This is a genomic window from Atlanticothrix silvestris CENA357, assembly GCF_016056295.1.
Taxonomy (GTDB): Bacteria; Cyanobacteriota; Cyanobacteriia; order Cyanobacteriales; family Nostocaceae; genus Atlanticothrix; species Atlanticothrix silvestris.
Genome location: NZ_JAECZB010000019.1, coordinates 1 through 25,627 on the forward strand (window position 1 = coordinate 1; position 25,627 = coordinate 25,627).

Annotated in this window: 16 protein-coding genes, 1 tRNA gene and 2 pseudogenes; 5 read left to right on the top strand and 14 right to left on the bottom strand. The window is 40.7% G+C overall.

Going from position 1 to position 25,627, the window contains the following annotated elements:
- A pseudogene (locus tag I8751_RS10295) lies at positions 1-1,015 on the bottom strand (IS701 family transposase); the annotation flags it as partial.
- A 480-nt stretch (positions 1,016-1,495) separates the two neighbouring features.
- Here I8751_RS10295 and I8751_RS10300 point away from each other — a divergent pair.
- Positions 1,496-2,805 (top strand): annotated as a pseudogene (locus tag I8751_RS10300) (IS1634 family transposase).
- Between the two features lie 336 nt (positions 2,806-3,141).
- Here I8751_RS10300 and I8751_RS10305 read toward each other — a convergent pair.
- Together I8751_RS10305 and I8751_RS10310 are read right to left on the bottom strand one after the other, a co-directional pair.
- A complete protein-coding gene (locus I8751_RS10305) occupies positions 3,142-3,855 on the bottom strand; it encodes a DUF4082 domain-containing protein (RefSeq protein ID WP_214439070.1) in 714 nt (237 codons plus the stop codon).
- Positions 3,856-4,293: 438 nt separating this feature from the next.
- On the bottom strand, positions 4,294-6,693 hold the full coding sequence (locus I8751_RS10310; RefSeq protein ID WP_214439071.1) for a GH116 family glycosyl hydrolase: 2,400 nt from the start codon (positions 6,691-6,693) through the stop codon (positions 4,294-4,296).
- Between the two features lie 178 nt (positions 6,694-6,871).
- Between I8751_RS10310 and I8751_RS10315 the strand changes: the two genes are divergently transcribed.
- Together I8751_RS10315 and I8751_RS10320 are read left to right on the top strand one after the other, a co-directional pair.
- Complete coding sequence (locus tag I8751_RS10315) at positions 6,872-7,345, top strand: hypothetical protein (protein WP_214439072.1); 474 nt, start codon at positions 6,872-6,874, stop codon at positions 7,343-7,345.
- 702 nt (positions 7,346-8,047) lie between these two features.
- Positions 8,048-8,644: a transposase gene (locus I8751_RS10320; protein WP_214439073.1), complete on the top strand. Its 597-nt coding sequence runs from the start codon at positions 8,048-8,050 to the stop codon at positions 8,642-8,644.
- Positions 8,645-8,926: 282 nt separating this feature from the next.
- Here the strand turns inward: I8751_RS10320 and I8751_RS29565 are convergent, their stop codons facing one another.
- The 5 genes from I8751_RS29565 to I8751_RS10340 form a co-directional block, all read right to left on the bottom strand.
- Complete coding sequence (locus I8751_RS29565) at positions 8,927-9,055, bottom strand: CU044_2847 family protein (RefSeq protein ID WP_225894084.1); 129 nt, start codon at positions 9,053-9,055, stop codon at positions 8,927-8,929.
- A 163-nt stretch (positions 9,056-9,218) separates the two neighbouring features.
- A tRNA-Phe gene (locus I8751_RS10325) sits at positions 9,219-9,291 on the bottom strand.
- A gap of 74 nt (positions 9,292-9,365) precedes the next feature.
- Complete coding sequence (locus I8751_RS10330) at positions 9,366-10,235, bottom strand: metal ABC transporter permease (RefSeq protein WP_214439074.1); 870 nt, start codon at positions 10,233-10,235, stop codon at positions 9,366-9,368.
- A gap of 3 nt (positions 10,236-10,238) precedes the next feature.
- A complete protein-coding gene (locus I8751_RS10335) occupies positions 10,239-11,012 on the bottom strand; it encodes a metal ABC transporter ATP-binding protein (protein WP_214439075.1) in 774 nt (257 codons plus the stop codon).
- Positions 11,013-11,329: 317 nt separating this feature from the next.
- Entirely contained in the window at positions 11,330-12,349 is a 1,020-nt protein-coding gene (locus tag I8751_RS10340; protein WP_318780313.1) for a metal ABC transporter solute-binding protein, Zn/Mn family, read from the bottom strand.
- Positions 12,350-12,672: 323 nt separating this feature from the next.
- On the opposite strand from I8751_RS10340, the gene I8751_RS10345 reads away from it, so the two are divergent.
- Positions 12,673-14,286 carry an iron uptake porin gene (locus tag I8751_RS10345; protein WP_214439119.1) on the top strand — a complete coding sequence of 538 codons (1,614 nt, stop codon included), beginning with the start codon at positions 12,673-12,675 and terminating at the stop codon, positions 14,284-14,286.
- A gap of 239 nt (positions 14,287-14,525) precedes the next feature.
- Here I8751_RS10345 and I8751_RS10350 read toward each other — a convergent pair whose 3' ends face one another.
- The 6 genes from I8751_RS10350 to I8751_RS10375 form a co-directional block, all read right to left on the bottom strand.
- The gene (locus I8751_RS10350) at positions 14,526-15,221 is read right to left on the bottom strand and encodes an Npun_F0296 family exosortase-dependent surface protein (RefSeq protein ID WP_214439076.1); all 696 of its coding nucleotides are present in this window, start codon (positions 15,219-15,221) and stop codon (positions 14,526-14,528) included.
- A gap of 738 nt (positions 15,222-15,959) precedes the next feature.
- Positions 15,960-17,690 carry an Rqc2 family fibronectin-binding protein gene (locus I8751_RS10355; RefSeq protein WP_214439077.1) on the bottom strand — a complete coding sequence of 577 codons (1,731 nt, stop codon included), beginning with the start codon at positions 17,688-17,690 and terminating at the stop codon, positions 15,960-15,962.
- Positions 17,691-17,969: 279 nt separating this feature from the next.
- Positions 17,970-19,241, bottom strand: a complete 1,272-nt coding sequence (locus I8751_RS10360) for a glycosyltransferase family 4 protein (protein ID WP_214439078.1) — start codon at positions 19,239-19,241, stop codon at positions 17,970-17,972.
- A 764-nt stretch (positions 19,242-20,005) separates the two neighbouring features.
- Positions 20,006-20,500 carry an RNA recognition motif domain-containing protein gene (locus tag I8751_RS10365; protein ID WP_214439079.1) on the bottom strand — a complete coding sequence of 165 codons (495 nt, stop codon included), beginning with the start codon at positions 20,498-20,500 and terminating at the stop codon, positions 20,006-20,008.
- A 600-nt stretch (positions 20,501-21,100) separates the two neighbouring features.
- On the bottom strand, positions 21,101-23,365 hold the full coding sequence (locus I8751_RS10370) for a M48 family metallopeptidase (protein WP_214439080.1): 2,265 nt from the start codon (positions 23,363-23,365) through the stop codon (positions 21,101-21,103).
- A 90-nt stretch (positions 23,366-23,455) separates the two neighbouring features.
- Positions 23,456-25,084 (bottom strand): peptide chain release factor 3, encoded by a 1,629-nt coding sequence (locus tag I8751_RS10375; RefSeq protein WP_214439081.1) that lies wholly within the window; start codon positions 25,082-25,084, stop codon positions 23,456-23,458.
- Positions 25,085-25,219: 135 nt separating this feature from the next.
- Here I8751_RS10375 and I8751_RS10380 point away from each other — a divergent pair, with 135 nt between their 5' ends.
- A complete protein-coding gene (locus tag I8751_RS10380) occupies positions 25,220-25,561 on the top strand; it encodes a DUF4870 domain-containing protein (RefSeq protein WP_214439082.1) in 342 nt (113 codons plus the stop codon).
- Positions 25,562-25,627 lie beyond the last annotated feature (66 nt).

Genomic DNA, 25,627 nt, shown 5'->3' on the forward strand with positions numbered 1-25,627 from the left:
ACTCATAACAATCTCCCACCATCGTTCAATATCACAGTAGTGAGTTAGACGATAATCTGCCTGCCCAACCTAATTCATTTTTACTTTGCTTCAAGCCATATTCAACCCAAGTTCTTAACCCATAAAAATTACCAACATCTCGCTTGTTAATGTCTGGATACTTACTGATCACATACCAAGTAGTGTTATCAGGTAAATTCTCACTGTCTGTGGTAATCTGCCAATATCTTTTCTCTTGTCGTTTGCCGTGAATTATTTCTCTAATCAACCGCTTTTCATTTCTAAGGTCTGAAAATACCCTTTTAAACTTATGCCACTTTAAATATTGAGTATGTTGCCTTGGAAGTAAATCCACATAATGGTTTGAGCGAATCGCTACTATATAGTTTAGATTCATTTCATCTAACACAGATATGAAGTTAGTTCCACTTTCTCCATACAAACTGTCTGCCAGTACTAAGTTAAAGTTAAAGCCCATTGACTTGAGCTTTCGCATTAGAATTGCTGCTATTTGTGGCTTACTTAGGTACTTCTCTTCTGGTTTTAACCTTTCACGAGGTTTGTATACTTCAAACAGTAGTGGAAAAGTCATACCGCAGAATACACCATACGCTGTTACTGCTACAATTCCCTGATCTACTTTTCCCAAGTTTCCTATATACTGCCGTTTCACATAATCTGTCTTATTCCCTTTCTTTTTATCTCCTGTTTCATCAATAATTAGAATGATTGGTCTACCTTTTAGCACTTGCAAAATTAACTCTAATCGCAAAGTTCTTAACTTCTCTATATCCCAAGGTGATGTAGTTAAAAAATGATGCAACCCTTGTTGGTTATCCAATCCTACAATTTTTGCTATTTCTGGTAGGGTTTTCCGTTTTAGATCAGAAACACAGCCCACATGAAGATATTTAAAAGCCTCAAAACTCCTAACATCTGAAAACAGGCTTTTATACCACTGGCAATATTCGTCCACAAATTTGATTGTTGGTGCGGCTGGACGGGGCTGTACCATAGTCTGTGTCTTGGTTCTAGCATTTGTACTTTATTATACTACTGCCAGAGTGACAAAACAGGGCTAGATACAGTAAATCTTTCAATGGTTAAATCTGTATCAAATTTTTCGTGAAATGGTATAACTATACGGGATAAGGTTAACGTGAGTTCGACAAGTCTTATTTGACCTCTCCCCCAACCCCTCTCCGTGTCGGCTATCCATTAGCCCTCTTTTATCACTTTGGGTTCTCCCAAAGTGATAAAAGAGGGTTAGGAATGGGTATAATACACCTTTCCAACCCACATTCCGCACCTAAAACTGGCACACAGAGAAAGCAGTAAGTAAATCAAGAAGATGGGTAAAAATTAAGACCATAAAGCTACATAAGTGAAGCAAGCGGTAAGAATCAAGTAGAAGTCAAAAAATAAAGATTAAAATCAGCAATGCAAAGGCTCTAAGCATGAAAAGCTAGAAAGAGTTGATGGCAGATGCTGTGACATGAAAACACCCTTGAATATCGAAGTAAAAAATCTAGATCATCTGGGAATAGTAGCAGGAATAATAGATGAAATAGGGCTAGTAGACGAAATAAATAAAATAGTAGGACAGCACCCTCAAGAAAAGGTGAGTGCAGGTCAGGTGGTCAAAGCAATGATACTAAACGGGTTAGGTTTTGTGTCAGGCACTTTATATATGTTTCCTAAATATATAGATAATTATGCCTGTGAACACCTGTTAGGAGAAGGAGTATTACCAGAATATTTGAACGATGATAGATTAGGAAGAGTATTAGACCAATTATATTTAAGAGGATTAAGTGGAATTTTTACCATAATAGCGTTGGCAGCAGTAAAAAAATATGGAGTAAATTTGTCATCGCTGCATTTGGATTCCAGTTCGCTGCACCTACACGGAGAATATAAAACTGGCTTACCCGAAGTAGCGTTTGAAAAAAATGTCACAACAGAGAATGAAACCACACGAATAGAGATAGCACCACAGCCAATAAGTATTACCTATGGTTATTCAAGAGATCATAGACCAGATTTGAAACAATTTATTCTCGAGTTGATTTGTAGTAGTGATGGAGATATCCCCATCTTTTTAAAAGCAGCGTCAGGAAATCAATCAGATACGAAAACCTTTGCTAAAACTCTCGTTGATTTTCGAGAGAATATTGATATAGATGCGTTAATGGTAGCCGACAGCGCATTATATAGTGCCGAGAACCTTAATTTGATGAAAAACCTCAAATGGTTATGCAGAGAAGCAAAAATATTTCTCAAAATGATTGGAAATATTGCTATCAAATATCAGCACAATTAGCAGCAGATGAAGAAGCGATTGAAATGGAAAATCGGACTTCGGGAAAATTTATTTTAGCCACTAATGTTATTCAAGAATCCCAATTGAGCCACTCAGATATGATTCAAGAATATAAAGCTCAACAATCATGTGAGAGAGGATTTGCTTTCTTGAAAGACCCTTTATTTCTCACAGACAGCATCTTCCTCAAATCAAGGGAGCGCATTGAAGCATTATCTATGATTATGGGGTTATGTTTGTTGGTTTATACTTTAGGGCAAAGACAATTACGTGAAAGTTTATTGGCTCAAAACCAAAAAATCACAAATCAATTAGGTAAACTGACACCCCGCCCCACTCTCAGGTGGATTTTTCAATGTTTCCAAGGTATCCATTTATTAATTGTTAATGGTATTTTCCAGATATCAAACCTCTCTGATCAAAGATTATCGATACTACAATTCTTTCCTCATACTTGTCGTCGCTATTATTTATTAGTTTGATTGTCATTTTAAGGAAGCATTCTTTTTCTCATTTTTTTGAGTTACTTACTCTAATTCCAGTAGCTCTACTTTTTTATGCAGTATTTTTTCCACTGGTTCATTTTTTAACACACTCTGGCTTAATTGTTTACTTTCCATCCCTCCAGTTTTAGTCTTGAATCAAAAACTAGCTCCCAAATTCCTTGTCATTTCTTTTGTGACAGTTCCAGGTGCGGAATGTGGGTTCCAATACCCATAATTTATGATTGGTTCTATCTAGCAGTGAAACTATTTTGCTAACGAGTTAATATTTTTTTCGTAAATTATTAAAATGGTTTGACAACACAATAATTTCAGTTAAGGAATCAATCCTTGGTAGGGAAAGTATGGGGGAGGTGTGTTTGTTTTAAAAATGACATCAATCCAATAATTACTGGCTTTATAACCTTCTGTGGGGAAGCCACCACCTACTGCATATTTGTATACACTATTACGCTCACAATTACTGTCTGTGACTTGGGCACATTGTTTTAAGTAAATACCATTGCTGTCGTACACACCTTGACGCAATATGTGCAATGGCCCATTCTCAACACTAGTAGCAGTCCAGAAATTTGTTTCTGCTACATAAGATCCTTGACTTGCATAGTAGGAAGCAATGTAAATTTCTCCAGCTTTGATGGGCGCTGGTGGGTACACCATAACAGTTTGCCAGCCTGGAGTTGGCCCTTGGCCCTCGATCGCTATTCCTGTACCTATTGACTCCCCTGTTGATGCCTTCCATACACGAACCGCATAGCCACTATCAATTGATTTGTTTCGGAAAAATCGGACAGCGCTAACTACACCGTCTACATCACTACGGAACTTTACTCCTAATTCTACGGGGCCAGTATCTGGGTCAACTGGACTACTCACTTGGGGCGAATCAGGCCAGAATGAGTAAGAGTAAATCGGTAGATCTGTTGATATTGTTTGGGCATGGACATACGTAGGCAACCAGCCAGTTAGTGCAATAACACTAATAATTTGCAAGATATTGCGGTGTTTGTGCCATTTGGTGTGTTGCATCTTAAATTCTCCTGACGTATGATAATTCGATACTTATGCCACTTGGCATATTGCGTCTTAATTTTCTTTATGGTATTGATTTGTTACTTTAAGTACTTCTACCAGAATTTTGCTTCTTTTTGCAATAAAATCTCCAAAAATGGCTTATTAACCGCTTGTTTGCTAGTTTTTGCTCAAATAGGAACCTTGATTAATAGCTTTGGCGATTAATACGGCTTAAAAATACTTATTGATTCAGGACTTACGCAAAATATTTCTCAAACTCTCATTCCTCAGTGCCCTCTGTCTTGAAAAGTTTGTTACGGAGGGAAACCAACGCCAATATTGTGGAATAAGTCACGAGCCATCCTAAGACATACTTTTGATTAATTTTCAATAAGGAGAAAGAAGTAATTTTTCTTCATTCTCCCTATGTCCTGTACCTCTACCTTTTCTGCCCTATGCCCTATTCCAAACTAAATAAATTCCCCAAATCGCCATTGCTCTAAGATAAGTACTGGCGCGGAAAGTACCAGATGCGGTAATCGCTTCGGGCGTGCGGAATTGCAGCCCATTGTCGTAGATTTGTTGTACCACCGCTTGCGTCAACCTCAATGCTTCATCCTTCATTCCCATTTGTACTAGAAAAGCTGCTAGCCCAAAGTTAATCCCTGTCCAGACTTCCAAAGGATGAGTAGCTTGAGGATTTTCTGGTGAACCGTCGGGACGAACTCCATTAGCTGCACCGAACTGGCCATTACAGAATTTGAGGAAACAAGCATCATAAACAGTCTTTAAAGCAGAGAGGGCGCGATCGCTCGATACAATATCTGGTAAACCCAGTAACCGGGCGTAGAATTGTCCGCATAACTGATCTGCCATCACTACATCAGAACCACTCTCACTATCCAAGCGGTAATATTGCCCGTTCCAAAGTTTTTCTTCGTAGATAGGGCGGGATTGTTGCAGCCAAGCTTCATAGATGGATTTTTGAACCGCCAAGTCGCCAAGTTCGCCAAGGTTATGAGTTAATAAAATATTACTGATTGCGATCGCAGCTTGTAGCGCTGCTAACCACAATCCACCACAGTAAGCACTTACTCCCTGTAATCGCCAATCATCAAAGGTTTGGTCTGGTGCGCCAGAATTTTCGGGAATCCCATCGCCATCTTGATCAAAAGTTTTCAAGTAATTGAGAGTCTGGACAATCGCAGGCCAGCAATCTACAAGAAAGTCCACATCTTCAGCACCTGTGAGCAGAAAATCTCGGTATACTTGCAACACAAAATCACTGCCTAAATCTTTCCATAAATTACAGTCTTGATAACAGGTGTAATTAGTTTTCTCCCAGACATGTTCATTAGGTGCGCCTAAATCGTGGGGTGTTGCACCTGTGATTTTACGCGCGGCTGTTGTAGTGTCTGCCCCAATTGTGTAGTAATAGCCAATTACCCGCTGATGATCGTCACTATGAGGAATTGCCCTTGCAAATGCTCGCATTGCCGACTTTTCTAGTTCTGGGAACAGCATCAGCAAAGCAAAAGAACCATATAACCGCACGTCTAAACTTTCGTACCAGCGATAATCTAGGCACTCTAGCACCGCAAATTGACCGATGGGGTCTAAATCTGATGCTGCACTCCAGAGAGTACCGCCGCTGGTGAGGTCGTACAGTTCATTAAACAGCGCCATTTTAAACCAGTCGGGTAAATCTTCCCGCTCTAAAATCGGCTGTTGCCAAGTTTGAATTTGTGATCGCCAACTTTGATATTCTTGTAACGCAGTAGTTGCGATCACCCAAGCATTGTTGCCATCGCGACCAAAAAAGTCTGTATATCTGCGGTAGTAATTAATCCCGGCAGCAAATTCTGTGATCGGAAAATCCCAAGTTAAAACAAAGGGAATTTCTATAGTTTCGCCTGGTTGCAGAGTGAAGCGCACTGCGATCGCAGTTCCTATCTGTGTATTTTCTGATGCTGGAGTTGCATCTACATAATTGGGTAAATCACCATTGGCAGCAAAGCTTTGCCAAACATCTCCACCATTACCGTCAGGATTCCAGCGGGTATGATGAAATATTTCCACTTGGGGATGTTTTAAAGTGGCAATACACCAAGTGCCATCCCCTTCTTGTAATGGTGCATCACTACCAACCCGTCTTAAAACACAACCAATGTGTTGATTATTTTCAACTAATTCATTGTAATTATCTTGACTTTCCCCCAAACGTGGCTGATATTCGTAAACCGGGCTACCATCATCTCGAATCTTTACCTGGGGAGACTTGAGAGCATTTGTAAACCAGCCCACCATATTTTGCCAGGTGAGCATAATGCTGAGAGTAATGGCTTTATCTGTAGGGTTATGGGCATTCCAGAGAAACACTGCCACAGGGTAACTAGTTTCTTGATAATTGTTTTCCCAGATGGGAGAAAACTGCTCACAAGTTAACTGTGCTTGAAAAACGTTTTCGTAGACAAACCAACTACGGGGGTATAAGGCGTGATATGTACCTGCATTTTCTGGATACCATTGCCAAGCTTGCAGACTACCATCATCTGGCACTTGGGTAGACAAAGCGTAGGCACTAGATGATGTGTCGTTTGACTCAAACACACTAAATTGACAAGCGGGAATATTTTTGAAGGTATGCTCACCGCCGTCAATGTGCCACAGATTAAAGTCTCCCCGCGAAGAACGACCGATGCAACCTGCACCAAAGCCCCCTAAAGGCATACCATGCCAAGGGCCATCATCAATATTGCTAGCGTAGCGGACTGTATAGGGCTTGTCCCAGCCTAAACCGATGGGACGGCTCCAAGTGCAAGAGGGAATTACGGACGAGGGCTGATTTGTCATCGCCTGATTTTACAGCGTGCGGTTACGCTAAGGAAGCTTAACGCGATGTGCGATTTTTCTCAAGTAAAACGCGGTACTAGCTTTGAACTCGGAATTTTTATCTTTACTGGTGTCATTGAAATTCAAATTGTATATGTGGGCACTCTAAAACTAAGCAACATACTGGAGACTAATTTCTATGTCCACAGCCCCAATTAGTGCAACACTAACGCAATCAGAGAGAGATGCTGTGTTGCAAGCGATCGCCACCATTAAAGAAAAATTACCATTTTTGATTGATTTAAGTAACGAGGAGCGTAAAGCTTTACCCAAGATGGGAGATAAAAGCCGCGCCTTTGTCAGCAAAGCATTGGAGGTGGCGACACAGAACCCAGAGTTTTTACCGCGATCGTTTGACCTCAACGAGATGCGGAAAGACGTTCAATTATTTGAAGCTCTGTATCCAGTATTGCTTTCACTGTCACAATTAAAAGAATTGGTGGATGATACATCCCTAGCGGTGGGCAGTGAAGCTTATGCAGCCGCGTTGCAGGTGTATAACTATGCCAAAGCTAGTGGACAAGGCGCTGGTTTAGATGGAGTAGTTGAGGAAATGGGGCAAAGATTCGCCCGTAAATCTCGGAAGTCCAAGCCTCAAGCCGCAGCGTTGTAGAAAATAGCTCGGCAATCGCACTTCTAAGGTGCAATGTTGAAGCTCAGAACTTGGATGTTGGAGTAAATTTCTCGGCGTTCCGAGTTCTGAACTCGAAATTTCGGCTTCCGAACATGGAATTTTGAGATCCGATAGTAAATGATGGTGAAAAAAAGGCGATCGCTCGTCCTTTGAACTCGAAACTTCATGCTTTGAACAGCAACAACCGAGATCCAAAGGTGAATGATGGTGAAAAAACAGCGAATATAGTTCTTCCCATCCCATCTTTACCAACCTATAACCCAATACGGTTCAGTTAAGAAAAAAAGTAGGTTGGGTTGACGTTAGAAAATCCAACATTCCGAGGGATTTGTTGGGTTGCGCTTTGCTTAAACCAACCTACATTAGTCTTAGTTTTAGCCTTATCTGAACCGTATTGACCTATAACCTTACGCTACCACAGATATTTTCCGTAGGGGCATGGCAATGCCATGCCCTCAGAGAATTGTGCAGTACAACCAAGATTTTTTTGTAATCTCCCTGAGATCAATTAGCATTATTCACAGATCATATACATCGGTAAAAATAATATTGTTTATCGTTGAGAAACCAAATGGGTTGGAGGGCAAGGCATTGCCTTGCCCCTACGTTATTTGTGTGGGCAAAGGCAAAAATTAACGATTAAAATAAATCCAAATTTATAACAACTATATATAGAAAATTATGCCTTATGATCCACAAAAACATCATCGGCATTCTATTCGCTTAAAAGGGTACGATTACACCGAACCTGGCGCATATTTCATCACCATTTGCACCAAAGCACGGCAATGTTTATTTGGTAATGTGGTTAAGGGAGAAATGCAATTAAATTCTTTAGGTTATATCGCCTTCAACTGCTGGCAAACAATACCCGACCACTTTCCTCACATTGAACTAGATACCTTTGTGGTCATGCCTAATCATCTACACGGCATCTTAATCATGACCGAAAACCCTGTAGGGGCAAGGCATTGCCTTGCCCTCAATCAGCATATCGAACACAACACCGAAAAATTTGGTAAACCTGTACGTGGTTCTATGTCTACAGTTATTGGTAGTTATAAAAGCGTGGTCAGCAAGCGCATTAATATAATTTGGCAGACAAAAGGACAATCAATCTGGCAACGTAATTTTTATGAACACATTTGTAGAGAGCAAAAATCTATAGATAACATCCGAGAATATATTTTAAATAATCCCCAGCGTTGGGCAGATGATCCAGAAAATCTGCAACATAATTCTGATGATCAAAATTTCCTCTTTGATATTCCTTTTTAATTAAAAATCTTGTGTTATTTCATAAATATTAATTCGCATTGAGATACAACACATGGTAGGGGCATGGCATTGCCGTGCCCGTATGAATAATTTATGTGTCGCAAACATTATTTGAATTGATATTAAGCAACACGCGGTGAAGACACAACATTTTTATGCCCCTACAAAGGACTGTCTTTTATCCCAATTGCAAAAGGCGTAGGCAAAGCCCGTCGTAGACATCGCTTCCATCATGTTTTGCATAGCTTAAGGTATAAAAGTTATGCCTACTCAAACAAAACCTTAAGTGCTGGAATTTTGCTTGTTTTCAGGAAACTTACACTTCACCTCAATTTCAAAATTACTCTCCGCCGAACCTTCAGTTACAAAGGGGATACCAGTTTTTCCGCCTATCTTCAAGCCAAACTGCAAGCTTGAGGCTTGGAACTCTCAACTTCGTGCTTTGATCTGCAACACTTGAGTTCTAAAGACTAATCAAAGGTGATGTCTGATGGCAAGCAGCTGCGTGTCTACGCTTTGATAAAAACTTTAACCATGCTGCGATCGCCTACTTCGTTATCTATATTTAACTATATGCCAGGAACGAGACTTGAACTCGTGACACGAGGATTTTCAGTCCTCTGCTCTACCAACTGAGCTATCCCGGCGTGGACTTTTTATTAGCCACGATTAATCATCTTAGCGAACATAAAATGATTTGGCAAGAGGTAAGCAAAAAAAATTATGCTGTTTTCAACTTTAACTTCACCCCAATGAAAACGGCTATAAATAGCAAAAACTGAACAAGCACAATACTAGGGCCAGAAGCAAGGTTGAAAAGACCTGACACAATAATCCCAGCAATGCTGCTAGTGGAACCAACTATCACCGACATAATTAGAAAATGGCGAAAGTGATGACTCATCAGTTTGGCGGTTGAAGCAGGAATTACCAAAAAAGCATTCACCAGTAAAACACCGACAGCTTTAATCGCTACGGCTACGGCTAGTGAAAGCAAGACGACAAAGCCATAGCGATATAGTTGGACTGGAATGCCTTGCACTTGAGCTACATCAGAGTTCAAGGTCAACAAAATTTGCTGTCGTAGGGTTGATAGTAAAAATATGCTACTACCAACAAGTACAATTAGGGTCAAAATTAAATCTGTGGTATCAATAGCAAGAATATCGCCGAAAAGTACTGCCATCAAGTTACCGCGATATCCTTTAATGAGACTGGTGAGAATCACCCCGATCGCTAATGCTCCAGATAATACAATACTGAGTACGCTATCGCTCGCTAAATCGGTTTTGTCAATAAAGTAGAGAACTACAATGCCAAAAAGTAAGGTAAAAGGTAACAGCATCCAAGTCGGATTGACCTGTAACAGCACACCTAACGCTACACCTACTAATGCTGCATGACCGACAGCGTGGCTGAAAAATGACAGCTGGCGCAAGGTCACAAAACTACCAAGCAAACCTCCCAGTATCCCCATTAATACAGCACCTGCGATCGCTCGCTGCATAAAAGGGAATTGCAACAACTCTACCAATTCATGGCTATTGGTTACGGCTAGTGCAATTATCTGGCAATGATCATAGAAGTGCATAACTCAATTGTGGTGATGTTGGTAGCGACTGAATCCTGGGCCGTAGGTTGCTAAAAGGTTTTGGGGTGAAAGAGCAATTTCCGGCTGTCCGGTACAAACAACAGTTTGGTTGAGACAAAGGACGCGATCGCAATGGCGGCTTACCATATCAATATCATGGGAAACCTGTAACACTGTCCAACCTTCTTCCCGTTTGAGTTCATTGAGCAAAGCATAAAAATCTGTTGTACCTTGCACATCCACCCCGGCAAAGGCTTCATCTAATATTAAAAGTTTTCGCGGTCTTACCAAGCAGTAAGCTAATAATACCCGTTTAAGTTGACCACCGCTGAGAGTACCAATAGCTTGATGCCGTAGATGATAAGCATCGGTTCGCTGTAAAGCTTCTATGACTGCTGCTGATTTTTCCTGGTTTTGTCTCCATAACCTGAAGAAAAACGACCTCGCTGTTTTGGCTTCATTAGTCCATCCCAATCCTACTAACTCACTCACAGAGATTGGGAAACTGCGGTCAAAAATGAAATTTTGCGGCATATAACCCAATAAATGACGCAAATTTCCCAACCTAGAAAGTGGACGACCAAATATTTCAATCTTGCCAGCACTATGAGGAATCAAATCTAACACCGCTTTGACCAAAGTACTTTTACCCGCGCCATTGGGGCCAACTATCGCTGTATCTGTTCCTGGCAATAATTCAAAAGCAACGTCCCGCACAGCTAAATGACTGCCTTGATATACAGTTAATCCTTCTACTTTTAAAATTGGCGTAGTCATTATTCCTGGGTAATTGGTCAAGTCGCTTCGCTCCAATTAAAAATTAAAAATTATTAATTAAAAATTGCAATAAGTGGTTGCTCTGTCCCACCACTTATTGTAGACCACTAAATCAAAGTTCTAGTGGGGGCTTGTAGCCAAAATTAATTAATTAAAAAGCGAAAATTGCGGTCTTGGATAGAACCCCGAACTTTGCTCAACGGGGGGAGCCGCCGCACGCAAGTTCTCTCCAAGAGGAGCAACTTTTCAAGACATTGTTTTTCTTTTTAATTTTAATTCCAAAAAGGTCACAGGTGGTTAATTAGCCTTAATTAAACTTACTGGCAGGCAGTTTGCAGAGTTTGCAAATTAGCTTTCATTGCTTGAAAATAATACTGCGGATTTGTTTCGCCAGTTTCTAAGGAATCCAAAGTACGCAAATTTAAATTCAAGTCTTGAGAGAGACTTTTTAACAATTTGTTATCTACTCCTGGTTCACTAAATAAAGCTTTAACTTTGTATTTTTTCACTGTATTAACTGCATTTTGTACATCTGCTGGTGAAAGTTGGTCTTCAGGAATTTCCACCACAGCAACTTGTTTAATATTATATCGTTGAGCTAAGTAAGGATAGGCATCGTGAAAAGTGATGAAAGTGCAGTTGGGAGTTTTCTGCAAAGTTTGTTGAAATTCACTATTTAAAGTTTCTAATTGCTGAATATAAGCCGCAGCATTTGCTTCATAAATGGTTTTATTTCTAGGGTCAGCGGCTATTAATCCATCGCGGATATTTGTCACCTGCTGTTTTGCCAACACTGGATCTAACCAAACATGAGGATTACCTTCAGTGTGTGCATGGTCATGGTCTTTTTTTTCTGTTGTCGTTGTTTCAATAGGTGAAATCTCATTTAATGGTTTAATGCCTTTGCTGGCATCAATTTCTGTCAAATTAGAATTTTGGGCATTTTTTACAGTGCCTTCCAGAAATTCCTCTAATCCCAAACCATTTTTTACCAGCACATTCGCAGTAGCGATCGCTTTTACATTATCTGGTGTTGCCTGATAGTCATGTACTTCCGTCCCTGGCGGTACTAAAATTGCTACATCTGCGGCATCTCCAGCTACTGCTTGAGTAAACAAATAAATTGGTAAAAATGTCGTCACCACTTTGGTTTTTTCTGACGGCACTATAGGATTAGACGCTGCTTCTTGTGCTTGCGGCGACTGCTCAGAATTTGTTCCCTGATTCGTGTTTGATTGGTTACAGCCAACAACTGTGGAAAATATGAGCAGAGCAATTAAGGATAGGAAGCCTCTTTTTTGTGTGCCTGTTTTACGTTCTCTAACAGTCAAAATCACCGTATTTTCTCCTTAAATTAAGATACTTGTTTTACTTTTGTCAAAATTCTTATTGACAATGAGACTTATTCTACACTGCATATTATAATAATTCTCATTCTCATATAATCCAGATAACATTCCTTTGTGTAAGCAATCACAGCAGAATTTTTCCTGTGATGCTGTTGCTTGCTGTCTATGTTTACTTGGTGAATGTGGCTTTCTTAAGCCTTGTATTAAAAAATGCTAGCTACTGATACTATTTGAGAATCTTTTCAAAAAAATGTGCCCTTAAATAAATAGTGGTGCGGGTACAACAAATGGTGAATGAGTGTGAGGGAAAAATGCAAAAGCTATGGAAATATCTGCTGGCAAGTCCAGTAGTCTGCGGTATGATTATCTTTGCTGGTACTGCATTTGCAGAGGAAATATCTACGACAGCAAAAACAAATGAACGTCTAACTGTCGCAAATCCAGTTAATAAAGTTGAGAATTTTAATCAAGATCAGGTAATAGCGCAAGTTACTTCAGTGTCTCAGTTATCGGATGTCCAACCTACAGATTGGGCATTCCAAGCTTTACAATCACTAGTCGAGCGTTACGGTTGTATTGCGGGTTATCCAAATAGCACTTATCGCGGTAATCGGGCGCTGACAAGATATGAGTTCGCTGCTGGTTTAAATGCTTGTCTTGATCGAGTTAATGAACTTATTGCCACCGCAACCGCTGAACTGGTAACAAAACAAGATATAGCCACACTGCAAAAGCTGCAAGAAGAGTTTTCCGCAGAATTAGCAACATTACGAGGTCGTGTAGATACACTAGAAGCACGCACATCTGAATTGGAAGCGAATCAGTTTTCCACTACAACCAAACTACAAGGGCAAGTTGTTGCAGCCATTACTGATGTTTTTGGAGGTGACAACATTAATGGTGGGGAAATTACAGATAGAAATACAACTCTTGGAGTAAGGGCGCGGGTTGAATTTGTAACCAGTTTTACAGGTCAAGATACACTATTCACTAGAATCCAGGCTAATAATATTATCAGTCCTGATATTGGCACACCAGAAGGGAACTTATTCTTTGCTGGTGAAGACGGTACTACTGATGCTGCTATCGATGCCCTGTTTTACGCATTTCCTTTGGGAGAAAAGACACAGGTAATTGCGATCGCCAATGCAGGCGCAGCAGATGATATTACTGATACTGTAAATATTTTTGATGGTGATGGTGCTTTTGGAGCTTTATCAACCTTTGGCACACGTAACCCAATTTATTATCAGATGGATGGTGCAGGGTTAGGAGTAACCCACGAGTTTAATGATAAATTAGCACTCAGTTTAGGGTATTTAAGTGGTGCAGCTAATGACCCATCTCCCGCAAATGGTTTATTTGATGGTGCTTATGGGGCGCTAGCACAATTGACGGTTAAACCAAGCGATCGCATCTCTATTGGTTTAACTTACATCAATTCGTACAAACAGCCACTACCCACAGGTAGTAATGCTGCAACCCTCACACCCTTGTTAAATGAAGAGGGTGAACTAGATACCGCATTTTCCAGCAATTCTTACGGTGTGCAAGCATCTATCGGCATCAGTGATCAAATAGTCTTAGGTGGTTGGGCTGGATACACCAACAGCCGTACCCTCTCTGGTAATCGTGGAGATATTGACATTTGGAACTATGCCGTCACCCTCGGCTTTCCTGACCTTGGTAAAAAAGGTAACTTAGCTGGTATTATCGCTGGTGTGGAACCTAGGGTAACAAGTTCCAGTGTCGCAGGCTTGGAAAGAGATAGAGATACTTCTTATCATCTTGAAGCTTTCTATCAGTACCAAATCAGTGAGAATATCAGCATCACCCCAGGAGTTATCTGGCTGACATCCCCAGATCATAATAATGATAACGATGATGTTTTTATTGGTGCCCTGAGAACTACATTCAGTTTCTAATTTTCAACATCTAAAGAAAAGACGCGAAGTTGTTCTTCGCGTCTTTTTTGCATGATCTCAAAATTAAAACCCAGCATTCTTGCCGGGTACAAAATCTCATACCAAATTGTCGTTCTGAAAGGGTGCATACACAGGGAGCGAGATTCAAGAACAGCTTCTCTCACCCCAAAACATAACCTAAAATAGGTTACACGCTACATTAAAAAATGTCTATTTTTCGTTTTTCAGGGTGTATGAGCTTAAGCCATTTTTGACTTGCGCTTGACAAATGACCCCGCACTCAAAGCACCGAAGGCTAACAGACCCAACATAGAACCAGATTCAGGAACACTAGCTAGTCTGTAGGTATGGTTATCGCTTTCAAATGCACGACCGTTAGATCTCAAAACTACCTTGTCAAAGGTTTCTCCTTTACTAGCTAATAAATTAACGAAAACATTATCTGCATTGCTAGTCCAGCTACCAGTAGCTTGAGCGCCTGGAACATCTGCGCCGCTAAAGGTTTTCAACAAAGTACCACCACTGTAGACATCCACAAAGTTATATGTGTCTACTGACCCCCAGTACAAACCAAAGTAATCAATAGCCTTAGCAAAGTTGATAGTGACAGAACCAGTTGACCCTGCAACGTTAGAACCTACTGGTGAAATAGTCAGATATTTACTGGTATCACCAAATGGAGTAGCATAAGCGTTTGCTTGGCTACCTTGCACGATTCCATTGGTTGCAGAGTAAGTCGCAAATCCGTTTGGATCAACTGCTGTACCTGAATTAAAGTCAATAACCTGAGATCCTAGGATAGTAGACTGTGAACCTTGTCCTGCAACAGGTGCGCTACCTCCTTTGGTTAAGCTAACAGCGCCGGCTGGGTTAACACCCATGAAAACAACTGCTGTTCCGGCTAAGGCTAATGATAGTTTTTGCAAAATAGACATTGATTTGTTTCCTAAACTTTTACTATCCATAGACTGGCACGTCAGGTTGCGATTTGTGTAGGGATTAGAAACAATTTTTACAAAAACAATGTATTTGACTATTTGAGTCTAAAGAGGAGAAAAAGCCTTTTCATAATTCAGCTTCAAAGAATGCTATTTTTGAAAAAAAGTAAGTAACTACACTTACACACGAGTCATAAAATGTATTTATTGTTAACAGACAATTAGGGTTTTTCAGTAAAGTCTACTATTCAGGAAGCCCATCAGAAGTTGGAAAAAGAAAATCCATAGTGGGTTTAACGGAGATAAGGACAAAACTAGTCGTAATTACTTAAAAAGTACTGTAATATTAGTATTGATTGTGAGTCAATCAATACTCTCAATCAATACTCTTAGGTTAATGCTGTTGATTTTGGATATCTTGTTAAAAAGTGGGGGGTTCCAAAACAAGTTCCCCTAGGCAGTTGAGAATCTTTTTATACCTTTTATGCAGTAAAAAAAAGACCAGCCTCCCACAGCTAGTCTGAAAGATATTCTTTTGCGTTGTCTTCTCAATAGAGTTAAAACCAAATTGCGCGTTTCCAAAATGCAACGGGCAACTTTTCTTAACAGTATTGTAACAGCCAGCACAGTTTTTTCGTAAAGATTTACCAAAAAAGATGTTTCCCAAGAAAATTAACCTCTATCTTGTAGAATATTTCTAAAATTTTAAGAGATAGAGTGGTACAAAAAGAATAACTATCGACTATTGACTATCATCTGTGGTTTTCCCCACAAAATGCGTTCTTGTTTGTAAATAGCAATTCCCGGTTTAGCTCCTTTGGGTTTGTAAACATGCTTTGGCTGAGTATAAACTACTGGTACTTGCTCACTTTGACGAGCGCGGCTGTAATATGCCGCAAGATTTGCCACAAATTGTAAGTCATTTGCTTCTGGGATAGTACCAGGTTCTAAACGCAGTAATAGATGACTTCCGGGAATTTCTTGAGTGTGAAACCACAGGTCATAATCCCCAGCTACACGGAAGGTCAATTGGTCATTTTGGCGATTGTTACGACCGATTAAAACTTCAAAGCCGCTAGGTGTAAGGTAACGATAAAAGTTAGTGCTGGCAGTTTCGTTGGTACTGCGATTGCGGTATTCGGGATCTTCTAGATACTTTTGTCCAATTAATTCATCGCGAATTTCTTCAAGAGCTTGTAAATCTTCTATTGTTTGATATTGGTCTATCTGAGCGATCGCAGCTTCAACTTGCTCTAAATATGCAATTTCTGTTTGTACTTCTAAGAATAGCGGTTCAACGGCAGTACGGGCACGTTTCAGTTTTTGATGCTGCTTGTAAAGACGTTGGGCATTTTGTACAGCATTTTTATCTGGCTGGAGGGCGATCGCTATTGGTTTACTGGTCTCAAAATCAAGGAGGGTAATTTCTTTCATCCCTGGTTCCCAGTTTTGTAAATGCGCCATCAACAAGTCTGCTTTTTGTCGATACTCATCCGCTTGATCTGATTGCCGCAAACGGTCTGCAAAGGTTTGAGCTTTATTGCGTAATTTTGCCAGAATATTACTTAATTTCTGACTTAGTTGATGCCGTAATTGAGAGAATAACTGTTGATTGATTTGGTCATTGTAATACTTAGCCAGTAGTAATTGGATGTCTTTGGCTGGAGCAACAGCACCCCAACCCATGACGGTGTATCCATTGACAGTCCAAGCCGGTTGAAATCTATTTAATTCCAAGGCTTGTAGCCATTCCTGCCATCTTGCAAAGAGCCTTTGCCAGTCGTTGGTATTCAGAGTATCAGTGGTAATTTCTGGTGCTAAATTAGCTGCCACAAGCATTGACTCTACTAATGCAGAACTCAAGCCGCTATAGCTTTTTAACAACTGACGCTTAATTGATCCTGGTACTAAGCTGACCCGTTCTTGCCAACGTTCTTTTGATTCGCTCAAATTGGGAACAGCCCCGGTGAGTTTTGGTGGTGTTTCATAAGGCTGTCCGGTTTGGATGGGACGGACACTGGACTGTTGCTGACTAACTTGATGGGCAGCAGTAATAATGAAATTGCTGGCATCGGTGAGGATGGCATTGCTGTATTTGCCCATAATTTCTACATATATATGATGTAGAGTGTTTTCTCCTGGACGACGGGCAAATTGTAAATCAATCACACGTTCCCAAGGAGCGATCGCCTCAATTGCCACCAATGCCAAACCATTCAATTGATGTACTAGTTGTTGGCTAAAGGTAAAAGTGTCTGGCGATCGCGGTGGCGGATCGCCAATGCATAAGCGCGCAGCTTGGGGATGCCAGGAAATCTCTAACCAACCCCTTTGTTTGAGAGTGCGTAATGCCACAGCAATAGTGTAGCGATCGCGCTGATAAACTTGTTCTAAGCGCGATGGTAGCCAGTGAGCGCGTAGTTCGCTACAAGCGGCTGCGAGAGTGGTAAAGTCAACTGGTTGCACAGCAATTAGCCGATGGCGTTCAAGCGTCGATGCTCAGTATATGCTATCTTATCTGGCTCGGTGTGGAATAACGCAAAAAAGCGGTCATAAGTTATTATCTTTTTCAAAATAATCCTGACCGCGTTTATCCTAGCAGTAATTTTCTTAAAATTGTCTTGTCTATTTGTTGAAATTTCTACTATTGGGGTTTGAAGTTCTTAACTCCTAGTTAAATCCCAAGTTGGCTTAAAATTGTTGTTATTATACATTTCCTATTAACAACCAAAAAGCATGAAAAATTTATTGAGTAAGCAATGCAGCTTCTTTGGTTACTGGTTGCTCCAAAAATTGGGTGTAAAGTTCAGCGAGTTGATTTGCTACACCATCCCAACTAAACTTAGTTTCGACAAGCTTTCTGCCAGCTTTACCTAATTCATCTCGCCATTCTGGATTTAATAAAATTCGGTCGATAGCAGATGCAAAGGCAGTGACATTTTGTGGTGGCGCTAATAAACCTGTTTCTTCTGGAATTACAGTAAACTGAAGTCCGCCAACATCACTTGCTACCACTGGTGTACTACTTGCCATTGCTTCGATCGCTACAAGTCCGAAGGGTTCATAGTGGCTGGGAACAACGCAAACATCAGCAGCAGCATAGTAAGTTGGCAAAATTTCTTGACTAAGGCGACCAGTGAAGATGGTACAGTCATTCATTTTCAACTCATTGACAATGTTCTCAATGCGATCGCGTTCAATACCGTCGCTGTTACCTGGAGTACTACCGCCACCAATAATTAGCTGGAGGTTCTTAGAACGACGTAATTGAGATTCATTGATTGCACGCACCAAGGTTTCTATACCTTTACGCGAGTCAAAACGTCCCACATAAAATACAAGTTTAGTTTCTGGAGTAATTCCCAACTTGGATCTGGCTGCTTGTCGTTCAATCGCACCAAATCGCCGAATATCAGTACCACAGGGAATAATATCAATAGTGCCTTGACTAGAGACAAGCGATCGCATGTGTTGTTTTTCTTGGGGGCTTGTCGCCACAATCCTTTCTGCTGTCTCTAAAACCTTTGTTTCCACTGCTAATCGCTGAGTAGCTATTAAGGGGATAATTTCTATCGTGTTGTACTTGACTGCTCCTAAAGAGTGATATGTATGAATTTGTTTACTACCTTGAATTTTTTTCAGTTCCATTCCTATCCAACTAGAGTGCCAATAGTTTGTGTGAACTAAGGGATATGTAATATCATTTGCTTTTTGGAATTGAAGCAAACTATCCAAGAATTTTGGCAAATAATCAAAAAGATCATCTCGCGGTACAAACTTTACAGGGCCAGCTATTAGACGAATAGTTCGACAATTTTGACTATGTTGAACAACTGGATCTTGCTCTTTACTGACTTTCCGGGTAAACATATCAACTTGCCATCCTAGCTGCCCTAGTGCTTCACCCACATGGCGCACATAGACGTTTTGTCCTGCAGCTTCTTCTTTACCAATTTCAATCGCTGGGTCTCCGTGGACGGAAATCAGGGCGATGCGTTTTTCAGTGGTAGAGTTCATAGTTGTGCTGCTGTTATCACAAGGTATTAGGTGGTTTGAAGTCTGCGAAACGCAAACTTCACCCAAGTAAATTATTTAAAAATTTTGAGTAATTTTTATTTTATTTTAAATATGTCAAGGATTTTTTTATATCTACTACCAAGACTCTACTTCTGTCTTAAGTATTTATATTTAATTTTTTATGCATCAATCGCAATATTAATATTTAATGCCTGCGATAGATGAACTTTCATTTAATTAGTGTATTTTTTATAGAGAGTTCTTACGTAAGTCCTAATAGAGAGTAGAGAAAATTTAAATCCCCCTAATTGTTTATACATGAAGTACATACACATAGGGGGATTCATTGTATATCTTACTTTTAATCTTTGGAAACAAAAAAATACAAAAGTAGCTTTCAGTAAAATATACTTATGTGATAATGAGTTGTTCAGATTGAGTAGTTCTGGTTTACCCTTACCTTGACTGTTCTGACTCTGGAAAATGTTGCACAAGTGTAGTGCAGTTAAAGCAGTGCGATCGCAATTGTTAAGATATTGGGCCAGTTTTTTACTGTTATCCTTAGCAAACAGAACACTTTATTAATTGCATATTGTGTCTGTTTCGCTGAGAGGAACTTAAGGCACTGGTCTTTTGATTAATGACTATGGCTAAACGTTTAATCTCAAACGTCAGCCAAGCCTTTCCGCGAAACCTTTTTACTTACCACCTTTTACCTAACAGACGCGATCGCACTTACAATAATGGCTGCAAGTACCATGCACTTAGTTTGTAGTTTGTGCGGCTAGCATCTGCTTGAGCTTTTCTAGTTCAGAAGCCCAACGGGGATCTGGACGAATAGCATCTGAGTCAGCAGTGGTGTTGCTGGTTTCACGAGTACCACCACCACGTCTGGACTTCTTAGCACTTTTCTCACGACGATTGTTGTCTTTATTAATGTTTGGAGCAGGGTGACTACTAGCAGGAGTAGTAGCTTTAGGGGCTTGATCCTCGTTCTCCTCACCTTTTGTCCTAGGTAATGCCTTTTCTAGCTTGATGGGAGTTTCTTTAAACAAGTGGCCATTATACTTTTCAATAATTTGGTCAGCTTGTTCGTCATTGTTGACTGTAAGAAAACCGAAACCACGGCATTTGCCAGTTTTACGATCTTTAATTAGTTTAGTTGTAACAGCATCACCTTCTTCGGCAAAAACTGCTTGTAGATCTTGACGATCTATTTCTTCTTTTGGCAAATTGCCTATATATAGGCGAATAGACATGAACTATACCTCCAGAGTTGAATGAACATGGCAAGGCAAGAAAACAATCGCTTGGCTTTGGCTTTTCTTTTAAATAGATGCTATTAACCAAGGCTGCCATAAACCAATTTTTTTACTCCAAACTGTCAACCTATACAATACAGTTTTTCGTTGGGATCAATCTTGTTTAATCCAAAAGCCCACACAAATTCCAGCTAATACCACCTTAATTCTAAGAATTTTAAATTTATTAGCCTCTTGTTTGCCACAGTAAATATTTTTTCAGTGCCGTTGCCCGCAGAATTGAATACCATCCCTTAGATTACCACGGTATTTTCTACGTAGCTAGTTCACCGCATACATTTTTGAAAACATTATGATTGCATCGTAGCATAAAGTAAAGTTTTTTTCTCAAGAATGGATATAGGAAACAAAAACCAGCCGAGGGCTGGTTGGTTTGCTGCTGTGTTGGGAAGATAAAAACGGTAAAGCAATAATCAAGCCATTACGTTGATTAATATCAGTACCTTGGGGTTGTGTAAATAAATGTAACATTTGTGAAGGATGTTTGCAACTTTTGTTTACATTCTGTTCAATTTTGGTAATGAACACTGACAGAGGCTAGCCAGTGAGGAAAATATATGCACCCCAAGCTTGTGCTGCAACTGCCAAAACAGTAGACCAAATGGGATGAGGACTATGAATTGTTTTACCACTTTGAGTTTGTAATGTTTGGATATCAATCCAGGGTGTTGCTCCTCGGCGGAACCAGCCAATTACAGTAACTTGGCGACCGATCAAATCTTGGGGATTAACTGATTGCCCTAACCAGGAAATGTGATGTAATTTCACTAAACCTGTGCTGGACTGGAGAATTAAGTCTTGTGCTACGCAGTTACCTATGCCCTGACGGCCTAGGAGTTTGCCCACAAGATGCACCTTAATGCTATCAATGGGTATGGCAGATGGATTGGCTAATAGGTTGGGCAAAAGGTGATCAGTTTGCACATTGGCAGTTTTGATATCTGGAAAAAAAGAATTCATCCGAATCACCGTACCGATGCTGAAGCCAATTAATAGGCAGCCTGTCACGAAAGACCAATCTTCGTAGATCCACTTTAAGTTCAAAAATTTGAATGTGAAGGCAGTTTGCCAACTCAGCCAAATCAAACCTGCAAATACAAAACCTAGGGGAATGCCCAAAAAAGGAGCGATTTGTAATAAAAAGGATTGACGCGTTACCTTTAAAGACTGTTGACTTAAAGATTGCTGACTAGTCAGATGTAGTTCTGGGTCTATATGCCAGTGGTGGGCTATTTGACAGAGACGCTGGATGCGATCGCCTATTAAAGGATGACTATTATTAATTGCCAACCATCGCCGATAGGGGTTGAGATTATCCCACATCAACAGAGATTCAAAAGTGAGATGACCCGCAACACTACCCAAAGCGAGGCTCTGTTGATAACCTACTGGTGTGAGGAGATTCAAGCTTTCTAACTGCCAACTCGTGTGTTCTGCTTTTTGAATATCGCTAGCAATGCCAATGGCAATTTTGAGTAAGGCGCGAGTCAAAGCATTGGGATTACCGGTAATTTCAGCTGCTAGGCGATCGCTATAATAAAGCCGCAAACGCGACAACCATAAAGTAGTACCAGTCAACAAACACCAAAATCCATAACAAATACTAGCCGCGATAGTGACTGGCCAGTACCAAATGCCCTTTGATAATTTGTTTCCCCACTCCGATAATTGCTGATATAACCTGTAAGTTGGTAAAGTCACCAGCAACACCAAAGACATGACTACAAAATCCCAGTGGGCAATATGTCCTAGTTGTGCAGCGTAAATTGTCGCAATCTCATCGTCTGCTAGTTGTTCTAAAAGTCCCTGACTGACTACAATTCGGGCATTGCGGGGTAAATTTCCATAAGTCAGGGCTAATGGTGCAGCTATTGGCAAAATCAGCAGTTTGGGAATTTGCCAGTGGCGCTGTTGGCAATAGCGGTGTAGCACTCTCCCTGTTTCCCGACTGTAATTATTCAAGACATCTTTAGATAATGGTCGCTGGCCATAAAAGTTTGCCAATAGCCAATCCAATAACCAAGGCGATAGAGCGATCGCTGTGAATAAAACAATTAACAAAAATGGGGTAGGATTGCGGTATAAAAACTGTAATGGTTCCAGATAGGGCAACTTAATTAAAGTGTAGTTAATTGCTCCCATTGCCCCCTTGAGTATTTCCCGCATTACCCAAAATAGAGCCACAAATGTTCCTACCGCTAGCAAACGCAAGGGGATTAAACTTGGTTTACGTAGAGGTTGCCATACCTTGGCGCGTTTTGCTTGTCGCCAATAAACGCCAAATTCTTTGGTTTGAGTGTAGCCCACAGAGCCAAATAAACCACCTTTTGGTGTGACAGTTGTTTCTATAAATTTATTTTGGAAACCATTAGATGGTAAAGCCTGAGAATTACTACGACTGGTAGTTTCCACTTCAGAATTTTGTGGTTTTGGACGTGAGGCTGCTGAGGCTTGGGGATGATCTGAGGCTGAATTATCAAAAGCAACAAATCCAGTTGCTGAGTTTTTGGATTCTTTTTTTTGAGTTTTTTTGCTTTTTGTCAAATGTGTGAGCGCGCGTTCTGCCCACTCTTTAACCTGTGGATTCTTACTTTGTGTGAGGGTTTGACACAGAGCGATCGCCTTGCGGATTTCGCCAATGCGTGCATAAGCCATCACTAAACCAACGCGGGCTTGCAAGCTAGCAGTCCCATTACCCTGGCTACTAGCCAAAGGCTCTAGTTGAGCGATCGCTGTTTGGTAATTTCCCTGTTTTAGGGAAACTAAACCCGCCTCCAAAGATGATTCGGCATGTGAAGGCATAAAACTTCTGGCACTCCAATCTCTTCTAACTAAATCCACGGTTTGGTAAAACGCGAATCTCGGATGCCGTGGACATCAACGTATGCCCAGTTATTCTTCCATTGCTTGTTGAGCAGAAAATACCGGGGCGATCGCGCTTAATTTTAAATCTGGATGATCTCCCTGTAACTGTTGGCAATTCCATTCATTCCGGAATAGCAATACCGGGCGACCCATACTATCTTTGACGGTGGTGGTATTGAATATACGTCCCACCTTATTCAAAGCTTCCCAACCACCTTCAACCCAACGGGCTACGCTATAAGGCAATAATTCTAGCAAGGTTTCCACACCGTACTCATTTTGCAAGCGAAATTGCACCACTTCAAATTGCAACTGACCCACCGCTGCCATAATTGGGTCGCGTTTGGCTTCATCAGCTGAGTACATAATTTGCACTGCACCCTCTTCCCGCAATTCTGAAATGCCTTTTTGGAATTGCTTAAACTTCGAGGGGTTGGGATTCCTAAGAGTCGCAAACAGTTCCGGTGAAAAATACGGAATTCCTTCATATTCCAGCTTTTGCCCCGTGTAAATTGTATCGCCGATCGCAAAAACACCAGGATTGTTCAAACCGATCACATCGCCAGGATAAGCTTCATCAATCGATTCCCTCTCTTGAGCAAAAAGTTTTTGCGGACGAGACAGGCGGACGACTTTGCCAGTGCGAGCATGATTCACTGTCATATCTTTTTCAAACTTACCTGTACAGACCCGGATAAATGCGACGCGATCGCGGTGTTTCGGGTCCATGTTGGCTTGCAGCTTAAAGACAAACCCTGAAAAGTCAGGGTAGGTGGGAGGAACTTCGCCGACGCTGCTGTTATGGGAACCGGGTTTAAGGGCATAGTCAAGGAAGTACTTGAGGAATAACTCTACCCCAAAGTTGGTCATAGCACTACCAAAGAAAACCGGGGTCATTTTTCCTTGATGGATGAGTTGTAAATTCAGTTCCGGGCCAACACCTTCTAAAAGTTCTAAATCATTTTTCAGTTGGTGGTACAACTCTTGTTCTAGAAGTTCTTCAATTTGGGCATCACCCAAATTTACAATCGTATTGCGGGCTTCCTTACTACCGTGGGCACTGCGCTCAAATAGGTGAATTTGTTGTTGATTCCGATCAAAAACTCCTTTAAAGCGATCGCCCATACCAATCGGCCAATTAACTGCATAGGTCTGCAACCCCAATTCTTGCTCTATCTCGTCTAACAGTTCTAAAGGTTCTCTTCCCGGACGATCAAGTTTGTTTACAAAGGTAAAAATAGGTAGACCCCGCAACTTGCATACTTCAAATAACTTTCGTGTTTGCGGTTCTAAACCTTTGGCTGCATCAATTAACATCACCGCATTATCGGCGGCGGCTAAAGTTCGATAAGTATCTTCACTAAAATCTTGGTGTCCAGGTGTATCTAATAAATTTATTTGACAGTTTTGGTATGTAAACTGTAATACTGTAGATGTAATGGAGATTCCCCGTTGTTGTTCCATTGCCATCCAGTCTGAGGTCGCCTTTCGCTGCGCCCTGCGTGCCTTAACTGCCCCAGCTTCATGAATTGCACCTCCGTATAATAGAAGTTTTTCTGTGAGTGTAGTTTTACCTGCATCAGGGTGAGAAATAATCGCAAAGTTGCGACGAAGTTCAACTGCTTTATGAATCTCTGATTGAAGTTCAGTTGACATAAATTATGTTCAATTCCTTGTTACTTAACTTAACTTAATGTTTTTCTACTTGAGCGAGTCTTTTAATCTTAAAACAACGACGCTCGTGATAGGGTCGTAATATAGGAAAGAACCTTATTTAATAGGGAAAAACAAATGTACGAGCCAGACAAGCGAAAGCTGTTATCTGCTTTATGTCATGGAGCCATTTTTTTTAGTACAACTTTTGTCTCTGTAGGTTTACCTATTGCCTTACTGTTCATAACTGATGATCCCGTTGTTAAGGGGAATGCCCAAGAATCCATTAATTTTCACTTTAATGTCTGGCTTTATGGAACTATAATTGCAATATTGATCTGGTTAACTCTTGGTTTGCTCTTGCCATTGGCAGGACTTGGATATTTGCTGCACTGGGGACTGACAATTTGGGCGATCGCTCACGTACTCACTAATCCTGATCAACCTTTTCGTTATCCCTTTATTTTCCGAGTTTTCTAACACAAATAATGATAATTGGGGTTAGAAAATTAATAGTTCAGTCCTGGAAAAATTCTCTAGACCCCA